The following is a 16,025-nucleotide window of genomic DNA, read 5'->3' as shown; positions in this document are numbered from 1 at the left end:
TCCTCGGCATGCGCTTCGAGGCGCTACAGTTTGATCGATTCGCCCGGCTTGATGAAGAACAGTCGCATGGCGATCAACGCCATCTCCTCCGAGCTCTCCTGCATGCCCGCCTCTATCCATCGCTCGATCACGCCCAGGTACGCCGACGCGAAGAACGCCACGTAGTAGCCGACGAACGGCGCGGGGTCGTTGCGGTAGCGCTCGTGCAGAATGGACTGCACGAGGTTCATGCAGACGGAGTCGCGCAGGCGCGGGCCGAAGCGCACGTCGCCGCCGGGGCCGAGCACCGCGTGGAGGAAATCGCCCTGCTCGCGCAGGTAGTCGAACAGCTCCACGAGGAAGGGCAGCGGGCGCTTCTTCGCCTTGTGCGCCCACAGGTAGGGCATCGTCAGCTCCTGCATCTGCGCCTGGAAGCGCTCCAGGTCGTGCATGATCTCGCCCTCGAACGCGGCGAGCAGCGCCTCCTTGTCGTGGTAATGGTTGTAGAACGTCCCGCGGTTCAAGTCAGCCCGGACGCACAGGTCGTTCACCGTGAAGCCGTCGAAGCCGCGTTCCTCCATGAGCTCGATGAGCGCGTCGCGCAGGGCGCGCTTCGAACGCGTGATGCGACGATCCTCGCAGCATGGGGGAGCGGAGCGGGCGCCCTCGCCCGACTCCATCGCGGCAGGGGCGGATGCGACCACAACCGGCAACGCAGCTTCCGCGGCACCCCGCGCCATTTTCCCCGCAACAGCCGTCGTCATGCGACCCCCTTCGTTCCAACCGATACACACTGGTCGAACAGGCAAATTATACGCTTTTGAACATTTCGACCAATAATAGACAACTTGTTCAATAACGCCTATTGTACGAGGATAACCGCAGAATTTCAACGCCACTCCCCGATTCCCGGACTTTCCCCACCCAAACCCGACCGCAACCGGAAACCCCAACCGCATTTCGCAAAAGCGCATACGGAATCCTTGCGCGAATTTTTCATTGCAAGGAGCGCAAGCGCCCGCCCTGCCGACGACTTCCCGCCTGCTGCCGGCGATCTCCTGACCTGCCGACGACCTCCCGCCTGCTGCCGTTCTCCACTTCCTTCGTTGTTTCACGTGAAACATTCGTTCTATTTTTGGTTGTTTTCATTACCAGGCGTCTGACCGCTCAAATTTTCGATCGCTATCTCATCGAAGCGAGGCCGCACGCGAACTCGATTGTCACCTTTCCTTATCATGTACGTTGACAGTGAGGGAACCGCTCCCCTAGGATGGAAGGTCGACGGACGAGGGAGGCGCGCGATGGGGACCAAGGATCAAGTGCTGCGGATGCTGGAGGACCAACGGGACCGGCAGGTGTCGGGAGCGCGGCTGGCAGAGGAGCTGGGAGTGACCCGCAACGCAGTGTGGAAGGCCGTGGAGGCGCTGCGGGCGGAAGGGTACGTCATCGATGCCGCCACGAACCGGGGGTATCGCCTGGCGCAGGAGAACGACCTGCTGTCGCCGGCCAGCATCGAGCGGTTCCTCCCCGACGGGCACCCGTTCGGCATAACGGTGCGCAAGCGCGTGGACTCCACGAACGCCGAGGCGCGGCGCCGGGCGCTCGAGGGCGCACCCGAGGGCGCGGTCGTGGTGGCCGAGGAGCAGACCGCCGGACGGGGGCGGCTGGGCAAAACGTTCTACTCCCCCGCTGGCGCGGGCGTGTACTTGAGCGTGGTGTTGCGCCCTCGGCTGCAGGCCGACGCCGCGCAGTACCTCACCTGCGCGGCCGCCGTATCCTGTGCGCAGGCCATCGAGGCCGTCACCGGCGAGGAGGCCCTCATCAAGTGGGTGAACGATATCTTCTGCCGGGGCCGCAAGGTGGCGGGCATCCTCACCGAGGGCGTGGTTGACATGGAATCGGGGCGTTTCGAGCACGCCGTGCTCGGCATGGGCGTGAACGTGCGGGTGCCCGCCACCGGCTTCCCCAGCGAGATAGCCGACGTGGCCGGCGCCGTGTGCGACGAGGCCGTCGGCGTGCTGCGCAGCCGGCTGGCCGCCGAGATGCTGGCGCGCTTCTGGAGCCTTTACGAGAACCTGCCCGACCGCTCGTTCTACGACGAGTACCGCCGCCGGTGCTTCCTGCTGGGTCAGCCCATCGTCGTGACGCGCAACGGCTCGCGCGTGCGCGCCCGGGCCGTCGACCTGACCGAGGACTTCAAGCTGGTGGTGGAGCTGCCCGACAAGACGCGCCGCGAACTGCCCCACGGCGAGGTGAGCACCGGCCCCGCCTAGCCTCCTTCCGCCCGGCCTTCCTCTTTTCGCATCTGCGCCCGCCTTCCCTCTCGCGTCAAGCCCGTCGCGCACCTGTTGCGCCTTCGCCGTCCCATCACCGGCTCCTGCGATCTCGCCGCGATGTTTCACGTGAAACATCCGTTCTTTTTTTCGCATTCCTCGTGAGAAGAAACCTCGGAATCGAACGAACGGTGCCGCCGCCGCACGCGCGGTTTGCTAGACTGGTTCGGCACGCATTCCGAGCACGCCAGAGAGAAAGACGGGGCCATGCAGATCACGCCTGCCGAAATCGCCGAAACGCTTGCCATGGTGAGCAAGCAGCACCTCGATATCCGCACCATCACGCTGGGGCTGAACCTGCGAGGTTGCACGGACGCCGACATCGACGTCATGGCGCGCAAGGTGTACGACCGCATGACCACGGCCGCCGAGCAGCTCGTGCCCACGGCCGAGCAGCTGGAGCGCGAGTACGGCATCCCCATCGTGAACAAGCGCATCTCCGTCACGCCCATCGCCGAGATCTGCGCCGCCACCGACGCGGCCGACCTCACCCCCATCGCCGTGGCCATGGACCGCGCCGGCAAGGAGGTGGGCGTCGACTTCGTGGGCGGCTTCTCCGCGCTCGTGCACAAGGGCGCGTCGGCCGCCGACCACAAGCTCATGGACTCCATCCCGCACGCGCTCTCCGTCACCGACAACGTGTGCTCGAGCGTGAACGTGGGCTCCACGCGCGCCGGCATCAACATGGACGCCGTGCTCAAGATGGCCGGCATCGTGAAGGCCACGGCCGAGGCCACGGCCGACCGCCAGTGCATCGGCGCGGGCAAGCTCGTGGTGTTCTGCAACGCCGTGGAGGACAACCCCTTCATGGCCGGCGCGTTCCACGGCTCGGGCGAGGCCGACGCCGTGGTGAACGTGGGCGTGTCGGGCCCCGGCGTGGTACGCGCCGTGCTGGCCGACCTGCCCAAGGACGCCGACCTCACGAGCGTGGCCGAGGCCATCAAGGCCACCGCGTTCAAGATCACGCGCGCCGGCGAGCTCATGGCCCGCGAGGCCAGCAAGCGCCTGGGCGTGCAGCAGGGCATTTTGGACCTGTCGCTCGCACCGACGCCCGCCGAGGGCGACTCGGTGGCCGAGATCCTGGAGGCTATCGGCGTGGGCCAGTGCGGCGGCCCCGGCACCACGGCGGCGCTCGCCATGCTCAACGACGCGGTGAAGAAGGGCGGCGTCATGGCCTCTTCGAGCGTCGGCGGCCTGTCCGGCGCGTTCATCCCCGTGTCCGAGGACGCCGGCATGATCCGCGCGGCCGAGGACGGCGCGCTGTCGCTCGAAAAGCTTGAGGCCATGACCTGCGTGTGCTCGGTGGGCCTCGACATGATAGCCGTGCCGGGCGACACGTCCGTGGAGACCATCTTCGGCATCATCGCCGACGAGTGCGCCATCGGCATGATCAACTGCAAGACCACCGCCGTGCGCCTCATCCCCGCCATCGGCAAGACCGTGGGCGACCGCCTCGACTTCGGCGGCCTTTTGGGCTACGCGCCGGTCATGCCGGTCAACCAATATGCCGGCAGCGTGTTCGCCCACCGCGGCGGCCGCATGCCCGCCCCGCTCAACTCGCTGAAGAACTAGGGGCGAGCCACCGCGCGCTATCTCTCGGAGGCGGCCATGGGCCGCCTCCGTTATTCATCCCGCTCTATCGCACACTCGATTGCAACTTGTTCGACGCCCCGGGCGGAGCGCCTCGCATCGCTTCCTCGGAATACGATGCGGCAGCTCTTTTGACCAGCAGCCAAGACCAAGTCTCGTTAAAACGCTATCTCTTCGTAGGCAAGGCCCTTATCCTCCGCAAGGTGATCAAAGAACTCCTCGCAATCGAATACCCTGATGGACGATTTCTCGAAGTCTTTCTGATTGCGCGTGACGATGGCATCTGCCTTCAGCTTGAGGGCAGATTGACATACGCACGCATCCTCGAAATCGCCCCAAGTCGAATCGAGCACAGCATCAACGTCGGCTTCGTTGAGCGAGCATATATGGACGTGCTTTCTCAAACGGCGCAGAGCCAGCTTCGCATCCTCAACCGCTATTCTTTCAGGACCGCTGGTGAGCAGAAAGAAGATATCGGTGATTTTTTATAGGGGAAGGGCTCCTACTTCCCGCGGACGACGGCGCCGAAGGGCAGCAGCGCGAGCTTCGCCTGCTTGAAGCACTGGAGGCCGAAGGGGATGCCGATGACGGTGATGCACAACAGTACGCCGTTGAGCAGGGCCTCGAGGGCAAGGAAGACGCCGCCGAATATGAACCAGAGCACGTTGAGGATGGCGGAGCCGGCTCCGCCGCCGTACTCGACCTCCTTGCCGAACGGGAAGAACGCGAGGCCGGCCATCTTGAAGCACTGCGTGCCCACCGGGATGCCCACGATGGTGATGCACCACAGCGCGCCGACGAGAACCCAGCTCACGCCCTGCCAAAGCCCCGCGAAGATGAACCACAGTATGTTGCCGATAACGCTCATGTCTCGTCCTTTCCCCCTGTCGCCCAGCGAGTATGGCACACCAAGGCGCCCGAAGGGGAAACCGTTACCGCATCATAAGCAATGAACACGAGAGGTGCGGGGTGCGGGGTGCGGGGTGCGGGGTGCGGGGTGCGGGGTGCGGGGTGCGCCGGTCAGGCGCTTTCCCCGTACACGGCGCGCACAAGGTACTCCACGTTGCCCTCGGGGCCGGTGATGGGCGACTCCACTACGCCGGTCGTGCGGAAGCCCGCGTCCTCGAGGGCCGCGCGCACCTCCTCGACCACGCGCCCGCGCACGGTCTCGTCGCGCACCACGCCGCCCTCCGCCTCGCCGGGGCGCGACTCGAACTGCGGCTTCACCAGCCCCAGGAACACGCTTCCCTCCCGGGAGAGTCGCGCGAACACGGGCGCGAGCTGCGCCAGGCCGATGAAGCTCAAGTCGGCCACGAGCACGTCGAACGGCGCACCGAGCGCGGCGGGGTCGGCCAGCTTGATGTTCGTGCGCTCGAACACGGCCACGCGCCCATCCTGCCGAAGCCGCCACGCCAGCTGGCCGTAGTTCACGTCGACGCAGGCCACGCTGGCCGCCCCGGCCTGCAGCAGGCAGTCGGTGAAGCCGCCGGTGGACGAGCCTATGTCGATGCAGCGCAGGCCGGACACGTCCTGCCCGTACGCGTCGAGCGCGCCCTGCAGCTTGTGCCCGCCCCGCGACACGAACCGACGCCGCCCGCGCACCCTGATCTCGGCATCGGGCGCCACCTTCAGGGCGGCGCTCGTGGCGTACACGTCGTCCACCTTCACCTCGTGCGCCAGCACGGCGCGCAGCGCGGCATCCGCATCGGGAAAATAGCCCTGCTCAACAAGCAGCGTATCGAGTCTCGTCTTCTTCATGGGCACCAGTATAGCGCATGCGGCAGCCCCGTCGCGCACTGCCGCGCAGCGCGCCTTAACGCGATCTTAACCGCTGGCGCCGGCTTCTTCAGCGCGTCTTAACGCGCCCTTGGCTAAGCTTGAGAGGCGCACCGGGGAAAGGAGTTCGCCATGTCGGCATTGGACCTGCTCTTCGCGCTGCTGGGCATTGCAGCGCTTGCGGGAGCGGGAGCGTTCGTCTCGTTCCTGCTGCTGGTCGAGCGTGCCGGCCGCGCCTGTCGCATCAGGCTTCCCTGGTAGCGGGCGGCGCCCTGCAGCGGAGCAGCGCGCCGCCCGCAGCGCGCTACCGCACGATCTTCATGCTTTCTTAATGCCAGAACCATGACCTTAACGCCGCGCTCATGGGCGCAGGCGTATGATGGGCCCGCTATGGAGACATCTTCGACAGAGCCGATCCGGCCCAACCCCGACAACCTGCTGCGGGCCATCGCAGCAGACGCGGGCGCCTGCGCGCGCGGCGATAACGAGCGGCGCGGCCGCCTCAAGATATTCTTCGGCTACGCGGCCGGCGTGGGCAAGACCTACGCCATGCTCGAGGCGGCCCACGCGGCGAAGGAGCACGGCCGCGACGTGGTGGTGGGCTACATCGAGCCCCATACGCGCCCCGACACGCTCGCGCTGCTGGACGGCCTGGAGCAGCTGCCCGTACGCGAGATCCCGTACAAGGGCATCACGCTGCGCGAGTTCGACGTGGACGCGGCCCTCGCGCGCAAGCCCGGCCTCATCCTCGTGGACGAGCTGGCCCACACGAACGCCCCCGGCAGCCGCCACGCCAAACGCTACCGCGACGTGGAAGAGCTGCTGCACGCGGGCATCGACGTTTTCACCACCGTGAACGTGCAGCACCTGGAAAGCCTGAACGACAAGGTGTCCGCCACCACCGAGGTGGTGGTGCAGGAGCGCATCCCCGACCGCATCTTCGACTACGCCTCGTCGGTGGAGCTGGTGGACCTTGATCCCGACGACCTCGTGGAGCGTCTGGAGGGCGGCAAGATCTACGGCGCCGAGCGCGCCGAGACGGCGCTCGCGAACTTCTTCTCCAAGAAGAACCTCGCCTACCTGCGCGAGCTGGCCCTGCGCCGCACGGCCGACCGCCTGAACCGCAACCTCGAGCGCGGCCTGGGGCGCGCTGCGGGCGACGCCGGCGACGACGTGCTCGTGCACGTGAGCCCTTCCGCCGGCAATGCCACCGTCATCCGCGCCGCGGCGCGCCTGGCCGCCGCCTACCACGGCACGCTCACGGCGCTGGTAGTGGAGCCCGTCGACGATCAGAAGCCCTCCAAGGAAGACGCCCGCGCGCTGCACGCGAACGTGGAGCTGGCCGAGGAGCTGGGGGCGCATGTGGTGACCGTCTACGGCGACGACCTGGCGCTCCAGATAGCCCAGTACGCGCTCTCGGGCACCATCTCGAAAATCGTCATCGGCTCGTCCGAGAACAGCCGCAAGCGCACGCTGCCCTTCCTGCCCCCGCGCGAGTCCGTGGGAAGCCGTTTGGCGAAGCTGTCCTGCACGGCCGACGTCGTGGTCATCGCCGACCGGCACGAGGCCCGTCCCACGTCCAGCCGGCCCCTGACCGCGCGCTTCAAGCCCACGCGCACCGACTTCGCCGCCGCCTTCCTGGCTCTCGTAGGCGCCACGACGCTCGGGCTCCTGCTGCACGAGGCAGGGCTCGCCAGCAGCACGGTCCTTGCCGTCTACCTGATGGCGGTGCTGCTTGGCTCGCTCAAGGCCGACAGCTTCTTCTACAGCATCTTGGTCTCGCCGCTTGCCGTGGTCCTGTTCAACTACTTCTTCCAAATGCCGCGCTTCACACTGACGGCATACGGGCTGAACTACCCGTTCACGTTCGCGTTCCTGTTCGTCACGTCCATGGTGGTGTCGTCGCTGACCATCCGCATGCGCCACGAGGCGCAGATGAACGCCCGCAAGGCCTACCGCACCGAGGTGCTGCTGGAAACCGAGCATCGCCTGCAGGAGGCGAACGGCGTGGACAGCATCCTGTCCACCACGGCCGAGCAGGTCATCAAGCTGCTGCGCACCACCGTGGTCATCTACCAGGTATCTCCCAGCGGCCGGCTGCTCGACCCCATCCCCTTCGCCTCGGGCAACCCCGACGAGGACGTGACCATGACGTCGCTCGTGGGCGACGACGAGCGCGCCGTGGCCGCCTGGGTGGCCGGCAACAACAAGCGCGCCGGCAAGGGAACGGGCACGCTCATGAACACACGCTGCCTCTACCTGCCCATACGCGGCAAGGATACCGTGGTGGGCGTGGCCGGCATCGTGCTGGCCGACGAGGACCTGGACGCGTTCGAGAAGAACCTGCTGCTGGTCATGCTGGACGAATGCGGCCAGGCCGTGGAGCGCGAGCGGTCGGCAGAGGACGCGCATCGCATCCGCCTGAAAGCCGAGCAGGAGAGCCTGCGCGCGAACCTGCTGCGCAGCATCTCGCATGACCTGCGCACGCCGCTCACCAGCATATCCGGCGACGCGTCTATCCTGCTGTCGAGCGCCGACGTGCTCACGGACGACAAGAAGCGCGCCATCTACACCGACATCTACGAGGACGCGCTGTGGCTGGTGAACCTCGTGGAGAACCTGCTGGTGGTCACCCGGCTGGACAACGGCACCATGACGCTCAAGACCGAGCCGGAGCTCGTGGAGGACGTGATACGCGAGGCGTTCCACCACCTGAACCGCAAGGCCGCGCTGCACGATGTGCGCGTGGAGGTGGACGATCCGCTGCTCATGGCCCAGATGGACGGGCGCCTTATCATGCAGGTCATCATCAACCTGGTGAACAACGCGGTGACGTACACGCCGGAAGGCTCGCGCATCACCGTGTCCGCCCGGCGCGCGGAACGCGGGCAGCAGCCTGGCTCCATGGGGCTCGTGGCGGTATCCGTCGCCGACGACGGACCCGGTATCGCGCCGGCCGACCGCACCGAGATATTCACGATGTTCTACAAGGGGAAGAACGTGGGCAGCGACGCGCGGCGCGGCATGGGCCTGGGGCTCGCGCTGTGCAAGTCCATCGTGGAGATCCACGGCGGCACCATCGCCGTGGACGCGCTCCCCGAAAAGGAGCGCACCTCCCCCGACCGGCCGGGCACCGTCATCACGTTCACGCTTCCTGCGGTAGAATACGAGGCGGACCATGCAGAGGCCGAGCAGCGGGCGGCAGCCGTCGCCGCAGGAGCATACGACGAAGGAGGGGGCGCATGACCGACGCAGCCGAGGGCCACGGCGCCTTCACCGTCCTCATCGTGGAGGATGACAACGCCGTGAAGAGCCTTATCGCCACGGCACTCAAGGTGCAGGGCTACCGCCTGCTCGAAGCCGGCACGGGAGGGGCCGCGCTGCTGGAGGCCACCACGAAGAACCCCGATGTCATCATCCTGGACCTGGGGCTGCCCGATGCCGACGGCATCGACCTCATCCGCCAGGTGCGCACGTGGTCGCACACCCCTATCATCGTGGTGTCCGCGCGCACCGAGGACGCCGACAAGGTGGCCGCGCTGGATGCCGGCGCCGACGACTACCTCATCAAGCCGTTCTCGGTGGAGGAGCTGCTGGCGCGCCTGCGCGTGGCCACGCGGCGCCTGGCGGCCGATTCCGGCACCGACCGCGACGGCCCCGTCTACGAGAACGGCGACCTGCGCATCGACTACGCGGCCCGCACCGTGACCCTGGCCGGCGAGGAAGTGCACCTCACCCCCATCGAGTACAAGCTGCTGGCGCTTCTGGCCCGCAACACCGGCAAGGTGCTCACGCACAACGCCATCCTCAAAGAGGTGTGGGGGAACGCCCTGGCCAGCGACCTGCCGTCGCTGCGCGTGTTCATGGCCACCCTGCGCAAGAAGATCGAGCGCGACCCGGCCCACCCCGCCTACCTCCAGACCCACGTGGGCATCGGCTACCGCATGCTGCGGAAGTGAGCACCTTTCACCTGTCGAAGCACAGGGAGGAGCTTGTCGGCGGTCAGTCTCGGAACGCGCCCTCGTCCGGCGCCCCCGTTTCCAGCAGCCGGTAGAACTCCTCGGGCGGCACGGGGCGTGAGAACACGAAGCCCTGCACCATGTCGCACTCGGTCGTGCGGAGGAACGCCAGCTGCTTGGGCGTCTCCACGCCCTCCATGACGGTTTCCATGCGCAGCTCCCGAGCCATGGTGATGACGAAGCGCACCACCGTCTCCTCCGTGCCGGGAAGCGAGCTCTCCAGCAGGAACTCGCGGTCGAGCTTCAGCACGTCGGCGGGCAGGTCCTTCAGCACGTTGAGCGACGATTGCCCCGAGCCGAAATCGTCGATGGCGCAGCGGAAGCCAGCGCGGCGCATGCCCTCCATGATGCCGAACACGCCGTGCAGGTCCTCTATGACGATGCTCTCCGTGAGCTCCAGCTCGCACAGCCCGTCGGGAATGCCGTACTCGTCCTTGATGCGCACGTAGGTGGGCAGGAAATCGGGCCGATGCAGATGCAGCCGCGACACGTTCACCGAGATGGGCACCACGGGCAGCCCGGCGTCCAGGCGGGCGCGCAGGTCGCGGCACACGCTCTCGAACACGAACTCGTCGAGCCGCAGGATGAACCCGTTCTGCTCGAACAGCGGGATGAACTCGTCGGGTCCCACGATGCCCTCGTCGGGACGCCTCCAGCGCACGAGCGCCTCGCCGCCCAGCACGCACGTGCCCGCCACGTCGTACTTCGGCTGCACGAGGTGGAAGAACTCGCCCTGCGCGAGCGCCCCTTCCATCGACCGCTCCAAATCGGCTCGGCGCAGCAGGGCGTCGCGCATGGGCTTGCTGTAGGCGCATGGCGTGATGCCGCGCTTGCGCGACTCGTTCTGGGCGATGCGCGCGCGGTCCATGAGCTCGTTGACGTCGCGCGCATCGGGCGCGTCCTCCGAACAGCACAGGCCGATGTGCAGCGAGAGCGGCTTGCCGTTGCCCACGATGCCCCGCGCGCGCTCGGCCACGCGCCTGCACGCGTCCAGCGCTTCCTCGCAGCGCGCGTACGGAAGCAGCAATAGGAAGTTGTCGGCCGAAAGGCGCGCCGCAATGCCGTCCCTGCCCGCCTCGTCGCACAGGATGGCGGCGAGTTCCCGCAGCACCTCGTCGCCGCGCTCATAGCCGTCGACGTCGTTGATGAGCTTGAAGTTGTCGATGTCGACGCACACCGCCGCCCGAGCCGCCGCGGCCGAGCTCCGCAAGCCGCTCATCGCCCTCGAGCGCAAACTTGGCGGCACTGTACAGCCCGGTCAGGTCGTCGTAGAACGCCATACGCTCGATCTCGCGCCGATGTGCGCGGCTGCCCCGCCAGTACACCGCCAGCACGATGCCCAAACCCGCGATGATGACGAGGCACAGCAGCAACGTGGCGTTGATGATGGCGTTCGCCTGCTCCATAACCACGTCGTTGGGAATGATGGACACCACATCCCAGCCGTCCGTGCCGGCGAGCGGCGTGTAACAGAACACGTAGTCGTCTCCATGGTACGAGAACAGCGCCACGCCACGCGCGTTCTGCTCGAGCGCGGCCCGGAACGACTCGACGTCCGCCTCGTCGTTGCCCTCGTAGCCCACGATGTCGTAGATGTTCGAGAACGTGCGGTTGCTGTTGCGGTGCTGCGAGCGCATGACCACGTCGCCTTCGGTGTTCACAACGTATGAGAAGCCGCTGCCGTTGTAGAACGACAGAGAGAACCGCGCCTCCATGTCGTTGAGCGGCCGGGCTTTGCGCACGATGCCCGGCGTGCCGTCGGAGAACGCGAAGCGCTCGTAGACGCCGATCATGTTGCTGCCCGTGCGCTCGTCCAGAAACGGCTCCATGACCCCTCTCTCGCCAGCCGTCTCCGCAAGGACGAGCTGCTCGGCAGTGAGGTTCGCCGCGCTGTCGTTGTCTGTACGGTACACGGCGCCCGTGACGAGATTCGCGCACACGTACACCGTGCCGTCGTTGCCCGCGCCGAACAGCGCCAGCTTCTCCGCCATACGCGCCTCGTCGTCGGGATGCTGCAGCGACAGCTCCGATGCGAACAGGTCGAGCGTGTCGAGATCTTTCCCGAAGTACGTGTCCAGGGCATGCTGGCCCTGCTCCGTCACCTCCAGCACGTCGGTCACGGACTTCTCCCACAGCGAATCCTGCACGAAACGCGCGAACAGCACCGTGCCGGCGATCACGGCCACGGAGACCAGCGTCACGAGGATCGAGATGAGCGTCTTCCGCGACTTCATCAGGATGCATCCGCCCCCTCGGCCAGCAGGCTGCGCAGCTGGTCCTCGGCTTGGGCGGCCGTCGCGCCCCCGAGCAGGGAAACCACGCTCTGACGCAGCGCGCCCCAGACGGGCAGGAGGATGTTGTCGTCCGCGCCCACGACCGCGCCCGCAGCGAACGCGCCGGCCAGCGGCTGCAGCGGGGCGTCGTCGGGGGCGGCGTTGCCCTCCAGCGGGCTGAACGAGCACTGGCTGTTCGCGAAGCGCTCGATGGCGGACGGCTGGGTGAGGAAGGCCGCGAACTCCTTGGCCTCTTCGACATGGGCGCTGTTCGCGTTCACGCTTACCCGCGTGTCGACGTTGACCACGAGCACGGGCCGGTCTTCGAGGACCGGATAGGGGTGCACCTCGTACGCCAGGTCCGGCGCCATGTCGTGCACGCGCACCGAGGCCCAGGCGCCCGTGAGCATGAACGGGTAGCGGCCAGTGGCGAACTGGTCCAGGTCGTCAGAGGTCTTCTCCGTATCCAGGGCCGTGCCAGCGTCCACGTAGCCGCGCTCCACGATGCGCTCCACCAGCTCCAAGCCGGGGCGCAGCTGGACGGCCAACGCATCGGGATCGGCGCTCAGGGCGGCAACGCGCTCGCGCACGTTGTCGGCGGCGTACACCTCCGCCATGCCCCGTGCGATGGCGAGCGTCTTGAGCGAGATGTCGTTGTTCGTAACGAGCGGCGTGACGCCGTCGGCAAGGAACGCGTCGCAGGCGCGCTCGAACTCCGCCAGCGTGCGCGGCGCCTCGATGCCGTGTGCGGCCAGCAGATCGGTGTTGCAGTACAAGCCGAACGCCGAGATGGACGTGGGCACGTACAGGATGGCACCGCCCGCCTCCATCTGGTCCAGCGCGAGCCTGCTGAACGTGGAGATGGTGGGCAGGTCGGCCAAATCGGCCAGATAGCCCTTCTTCTCGAACGACAGGGCCGTGTCGTGGTCGATCATGAACACGTCGTCGCCATTGCCCGAATCGAGACGCTTGACCAGCGCCTCGTAGTACGGCAGGCTCTTGATACCCTCGTAGGACACCGAGACGTTCGGGTGCTCGTCCATGTACGCCCGCAGGATATCCTCGATGGCCACCACGTTGATGGACTCGTACTTGAAGCCGAAGAACGTGAGCCGCGTGTCGACCGCCTCGTCGCCCGTGGTGTCCACGACAACGTTCTTGCTGGTGGAGCAGCCGGGAAGGGACGGCGCGAGCGCGGCCGCCAAGCCGAGCGCCGATGCCGCCAAGAAGCCGCGGCGCGTGAGGGCGCGCGATGCCAAGGGCACGCGGACGCACGCCCCGTCGGAAACGCGAGCTTCCTCATGCATGCGCTGCCCGTCTTCCAAAACCCCGTCCTTCGTCCAAGAGCCGCCCCCTCCTCAAGCGCTGCCTTCGGCGGCTGCGCCGGCAAGTTCCGCCGGCCGTCAGGCCGACGGAACCCTTAGGCCGTCGGAACCAAGAGCTGCGCAATCTGGACGGCGTTGAGCGCCGCACCCTTGCGGATCTGGTCGGCAACCACCCACAGGGCCAGGCCGTGCTCCACCGTGTCGTCCTTGCGCAGGCGGCCGACGTAGGTGTCGTCCGTGCCGGCGAGAAGGCCCGGCATGGGGTAGGTGTTCGTGGCGCAGTCGTCCATGACCGTGATGCCGTCGGTCGCCGCAAGCGCGGCGCGCGCGGCCTCCACGCTCACGTCGCCGGCGAACTCCACGTTCACCGATTCGGCGTGGCAGCGCAGCACGGGCACGCGCACGCAGGTGGCGGCCACCTTGATGCCCTGGTCGCCCATGATCTTCTTCGTCTCCACGACCATCTTCCACTCTTCCTTCGTGGAATCGTCGTCAAGGAACACGTCGATGTGCGGGATGCAGTTGAACGCGATGCGGTGCTGGAACGCGCTCACCGTGAGCTCGTCATCGGCCTTGCCGTCCAAGAACTCCTTGGTCTGGTCGTAGAGCTCGGCCATGGCCGGCGCGCCGCCGCCGCTGGCCGCCTGGTAGGTGGACACCACCACGCGCGTGATGGGCGACAGGTCGTAGAGCGGCTTCAGCGCCACCACCATCTGGATGGTGGAGCAGTTCGGGTTCGCGATCACGCCGTTGTGCCAGGCCACGTCGTCCGGGTTCACCTCGGGCACCACCAGCGGCACGTCCTCGTCCATGCGGAACGCGCTGGAGTTGTCGATCATCACCGCGCCGGCAGCCGTCACGGCCGCGCGCAGCTCCTTCGACACGCTCGCGCCGCAGCTGAAGAGCGCGATGTCCACGCCCTCGAACGACTCGGGCGTCATCTCCTGCACCACGAGCTCGCCCGCCGGCACCTGCCCGCAGCCCGCGAAGGGCAGCTTCCTGCCCGCCGAGCGCGCCGATGCGAGCGCCCGCACCTCGCTCGCCGGGAAGTCCACGTCGTGCAGCACCTTCAGGAACTCGCTGCCCACCGCCCCCGTGGCGCCCGCAATGGCCACCACCGGATGAGCCGGCATCTCCTTCGTCCATGTCATAGGTCGTTTCTCCCTTTCCCCAGGTTGGCGTTAGTCAGTCAGCGAGAGGGGCCGGGGTGCGCCGAATTCGTGGGATCGCGGAGGCGAAGCGTACCTTGGGTACGCGAGCCTCCGGGATCGCGCGAAGGCGGCGTGCACCGGCCCCTCGCAGCGTCGAGCCGTTCCGCCGTTCGGCAGAACGGCGGAACCTTAACGTCCCTTGTTCATCTTCGCGGCGATCTCCTCGGCGGAGAGCTGCGTCTCCTCGAACACGCTGTCGCTGTCCAGGTCGAATGCGGTATGCAGGCAGCGCACGGCCTCGACGGCCTGCGAGCCGTCCACCACCACGGACAGGCGGATGGGCGACGTGGAGATGGCCAGGATGTTGATCTGGTTCTCCCCCAGCGTCGTGAACGCGCGCGCCGCCACGCCGGGCGACGACTTCATGCCCGTGCCCACGAGGCTCACCTTGGCGATGTCGGCGTCCACGTCGAACTCGCGGGCGTTGATGTCGGGCAGGATACGCTCGATGGTCTCGCGCGCGAGGGCCAGGTCGGCGCCGGCGCACGTGAAGCTGATATCCGTGAAGCCGTCCTCGGAGATGTTCTGGATGATCATGTCCACGCGCACGTTGTTGCCCGCCAGCGCGCTGAACACCTTCGCCGCCACGCCCGTCATGTCGGGCACGCCGCGGATGGTCACCTTCACCTCGGACGTGTCGTGCGCGATGCCGGTGATGACGGCTTCTTCCATCATGTCGGTTTCCTCCTTGATATAGGTGCCCTCGGCCTCGGAGAACGCCGAGCGGGAATGGATGACCACGTCGTACTTGCGCGCGAACTCCACGGCGCGCATCTGCAGCACACCCGCGCCCGAGCCGGACAGCTCCAGCATGTCGTCGTAGGACACGGCGTCGAGCTTCTTGGCGCGCGGGCACACGCGCGGGTCGGCCGTGTACACGCCGTCCACGTCTGAGTAGATCTCGCACACATCCGCGCCGATGCCCCAGGCCACGGCCACGGCCGTCGTGTCGGAGCCGCCGCGGCCGAGCGTGGTGATGTCCCCGTTCGCGTCGATGCCCTGGAAGCCGGCCACCACGGGGATGGCGCCGGCGGCGATGGCCTCCATGATGCGCTCGTTGTGCACCTTCACGATCTTGGCCTTCGCATGCATGCCGTCCGTCTCGATGCCGGCCTGACGACCCGTGAAGCTCATGGACTTGTAACCGCGCGCCTCGATGGCCATGGCCAGAAGCGTCATGGACACCTGCTCGCCGGTGGACAGCAGCCGGTCCATCTCGCGGGCGGGCGGGTCCTGGTTCAGCGCGCGGGCGAGGCCCACCAGCTCGTCGGTGGTCTTGCCCATGGCGGACACCACGGCCACCACGTCGTGGCCGGCCTGTTTCTTCGCGATGACCTTCTTCGCCACCATCTGGATGCGCTCGGGCGAGGCAACGGAGGTTCCCCCGAATTTTGCTACGATTAGCGACATGGCGTTCTTTCTCGTCATTGGCCCAGTTGGCTCTCCACTATACCAAAGAGCCGGCCCCCACGCGCGCCGAACACCCGCGAGCAGGCGTTTTTTCACGGGGAAAGCGAAA

At 67.0% G+C, this 16,025-nt stretch carries 14 protein-coding genes; 6 read left to right on the top strand and 8 right to left on the bottom strand.

The window, feature by feature from the left end:
• Positions 1–23: 23 nt before the first annotated feature.
• A complete protein-coding gene (locus tag C1877_RS08900; protein ID WP_181813829.1) occupies positions 24–659 on the bottom strand; it encodes a TetR/AcrR family transcriptional regulator in 636 nt (211 codons plus the stop codon).
• Positions 660–1,280: 621 nt separating this feature from the next.
• Between C1877_RS08900 and C1877_RS08895 the strand changes: the two genes are divergently transcribed.
• The 3 genes from C1877_RS08895 (at position 1,281) to C1877_RS16060 (ending at position 4,393) form a co-directional block, all read left to right on the top strand.
• Positions 1,281–2,252 carry a biotin--[acetyl-CoA-carboxylase] ligase gene (locus tag C1877_RS08895; RefSeq protein ID WP_227155549.1) on the top strand — a complete coding sequence of 324 codons (972 nt, stop codon included), beginning with the start codon at positions 1,281–1,283 and terminating at the stop codon, positions 2,250–2,252.
• 267 nt (positions 2,253–2,519) lie between these two features.
• Positions 2,520–3,884: a PFL family protein gene (locus C1877_RS08890; RefSeq protein WP_015539026.1), complete on the top strand. Its 1,365-nt coding sequence runs from the start codon at positions 2,520–2,522 to the stop codon at positions 3,882–3,884.
• Positions 3,885–3,970: 86 nt separating this feature from the next.
• The gene (locus C1877_RS16060) at positions 3,971–4,393 is read left to right on the top strand and encodes a hypothetical protein (protein WP_147274539.1); all 423 of its coding nucleotides are present in this window, start codon (positions 3,971–3,973) and stop codon (positions 4,391–4,393) included.
• Between the two features lie 11 nt (positions 4,394–4,404).
• Here the strand turns inward: C1877_RS16060 and C1877_RS08880 are convergent, their stop codons facing one another.
• Both C1877_RS08880 and C1877_RS08875 read right to left on the bottom strand, forming a co-directional pair.
• Entirely contained in the window at positions 4,405–4,770 is a 366-nt protein-coding gene (locus C1877_RS08880; RefSeq protein WP_015539027.1) for a YccF domain-containing protein, read from the bottom strand.
• Positions 4,771–4,922: 152 nt separating this feature from the next.
• Positions 4,923–5,660, bottom strand: a complete 738-nt coding sequence (locus tag C1877_RS08875) for a TlyA family RNA methyltransferase (RefSeq protein ID WP_114569067.1) — start codon at positions 5,658–5,660, stop codon at positions 4,923–4,925.
• 150 nt (positions 5,661–5,810) lie between these two features.
• On the opposite strand from C1877_RS08875, the gene C1877_RS15930 reads away from it, so the two are divergent.
• From C1877_RS15930 to C1877_RS08865, 3 genes are all read left to right on the top strand, one after another.
• Positions 5,811–5,939, top strand: a complete 129-nt coding sequence (locus C1877_RS15930) for a hypothetical protein (RefSeq protein WP_261798093.1) — start codon at positions 5,811–5,813, stop codon at positions 5,937–5,939.
• Positions 5,940–6,068: 129 nt separating this feature from the next.
• Entirely contained in the window at positions 6,069–8,924 is a 2,856-nt protein-coding gene (locus C1877_RS08870) for a sensor histidine kinase (protein ID WP_114568978.1), read from the top strand.
• Positions 8,921–9,637 carry a response regulator gene (locus C1877_RS08865; protein WP_015539029.1) on the top strand — a complete coding sequence of 239 codons (717 nt, stop codon included), beginning with the start codon at positions 8,921–8,923 and terminating at the stop codon, positions 9,635–9,637. Before C1877_RS08870 ends, C1877_RS08865 begins: the two co-directional genes overlap by 4 nt.
• Before the next feature lie 43 nt (positions 9,638–9,680).
• Here C1877_RS08865 and C1877_RS08860 read toward each other — a convergent pair whose 3' ends face one another.
• From C1877_RS08860 to C1877_RS08840, 5 genes are all read right to left on the bottom strand, one after another.
• Positions 9,681–10,907 carry a putative bifunctional diguanylate cyclase/phosphodiesterase gene (locus tag C1877_RS08860; protein WP_181813826.1) on the bottom strand — a complete coding sequence of 409 codons (1,227 nt, stop codon included), beginning with the start codon at positions 10,905–10,907 and terminating at the stop codon, positions 9,681–9,683.
• Positions 10,822–11,931 (bottom strand): PDC sensor domain-containing protein, encoded by a 1,110-nt coding sequence (locus C1877_RS08855; RefSeq protein WP_114568976.1) that lies wholly within the window; start codon positions 11,929–11,931, stop codon positions 10,822–10,824. Before C1877_RS08855 ends, C1877_RS08860 begins: the two co-directional genes overlap by 86 nt.
• Complete coding sequence (locus C1877_RS08850; RefSeq protein ID WP_244909836.1) at positions 11,931–13,295, bottom strand: ABC transporter substrate-binding protein; 1,365 nt, start codon at positions 13,293–13,295, stop codon at positions 11,931–11,933. The genes C1877_RS08855 and C1877_RS08850 overlap by 1 nt, the downstream gene beginning before the upstream one ends.
• Positions 13,296–13,390: 95 nt before the next feature.
• A complete protein-coding gene (locus C1877_RS08845) occupies positions 13,391–14,446 on the bottom strand; it encodes an aspartate-semialdehyde dehydrogenase (protein ID WP_114568975.1) in 1,056 nt (351 codons plus the stop codon).
• Between the two features lie 189 nt (positions 14,447–14,635).
• Complete coding sequence (locus C1877_RS08840; protein WP_114568974.1) at positions 14,636–15,916, bottom strand: aspartate kinase; 1,281 nt, start codon at positions 15,914–15,916, stop codon at positions 14,636–14,638.
• Between the last annotated feature and the right edge of the window lie 109 nt (positions 15,917–16,025).

This window comes from Gordonibacter pamelaeae (assembly GCF_003340385.1).
Taxonomy (GTDB): Bacteria; Actinomycetota; Coriobacteriia; order Coriobacteriales; family Eggerthellaceae; genus Gordonibacter; species Gordonibacter pamelaeae.
Note: the sequence above shows the minus strand (reverse complement) of the source record. Positions and strands in the feature narration are given on the sequence as shown.

Coding starts and splice junctions, on each gene's coding strand:
- C1877_RS08865 (WP_015539029.1), top strand. CDS start 8,921: ATGACCGACGCAGCCGAGGGCCACGGCGCCTTCACCGTCCTCATCGTG.
- C1877_RS08840 (WP_114568974.1), bottom strand. CDS start 15,916: ATGTCGCTAATCGTAGCAAAATTCGGGGGAACCTCCGTTGCCTCGCCC.
- C1877_RS08895 (WP_227155549.1), top strand. CDS start 1,281: ATGGGGACCAAGGATCAAGTGCTGCGGATGCTGGAGGACCAACGGGAC.
- C1877_RS08900 (WP_181813829.1), bottom strand. CDS start 659: ATGGAGTCGGGCGAGGGCGCCCGCTCCGCTCCCCCATGCTGCGAGGAT.
- C1877_RS08875 (WP_114569067.1), bottom strand. CDS start 5,660: ATGAAGAAGACGAGACTCGATACGCTGCTTGTTGAGCAGGGCTATTTT.
- C1877_RS08880 (WP_015539027.1), bottom strand. CDS start 4,770: ATGAGCGTTATCGGCAACATACTGTGGTTCATCTTCGCGGGGCTTTGG.
- C1877_RS08870 (WP_114568978.1), top strand. CDS start 6,069: ATGGAGACATCTTCGACAGAGCCGATCCGGCCCAACCCCGACAACCTG.
- C1877_RS15930 (WP_261798093.1), top strand. CDS start 5,811: ATGTCGGCATTGGACCTGCTCTTCGCGCTGCTGGGCATTGCAGCGCTT.
- C1877_RS08890 (WP_015539026.1), top strand. CDS start 2,520: ATGCAGATCACGCCTGCCGAAATCGCCGAAACGCTTGCCATGGTGAGC.
- C1877_RS08845 (WP_114568975.1), bottom strand. CDS start 14,446: ATGACATGGACGAAGGAGATGCCGGCTCATCCGGTGGTGGCCATTGCG.
- C1877_RS08855 (WP_114568976.1), bottom strand. CDS start 11,931: ATGAAGTCGCGGAAGACGCTCATCTCGATCCTCGTGACGCTGGTCTCC.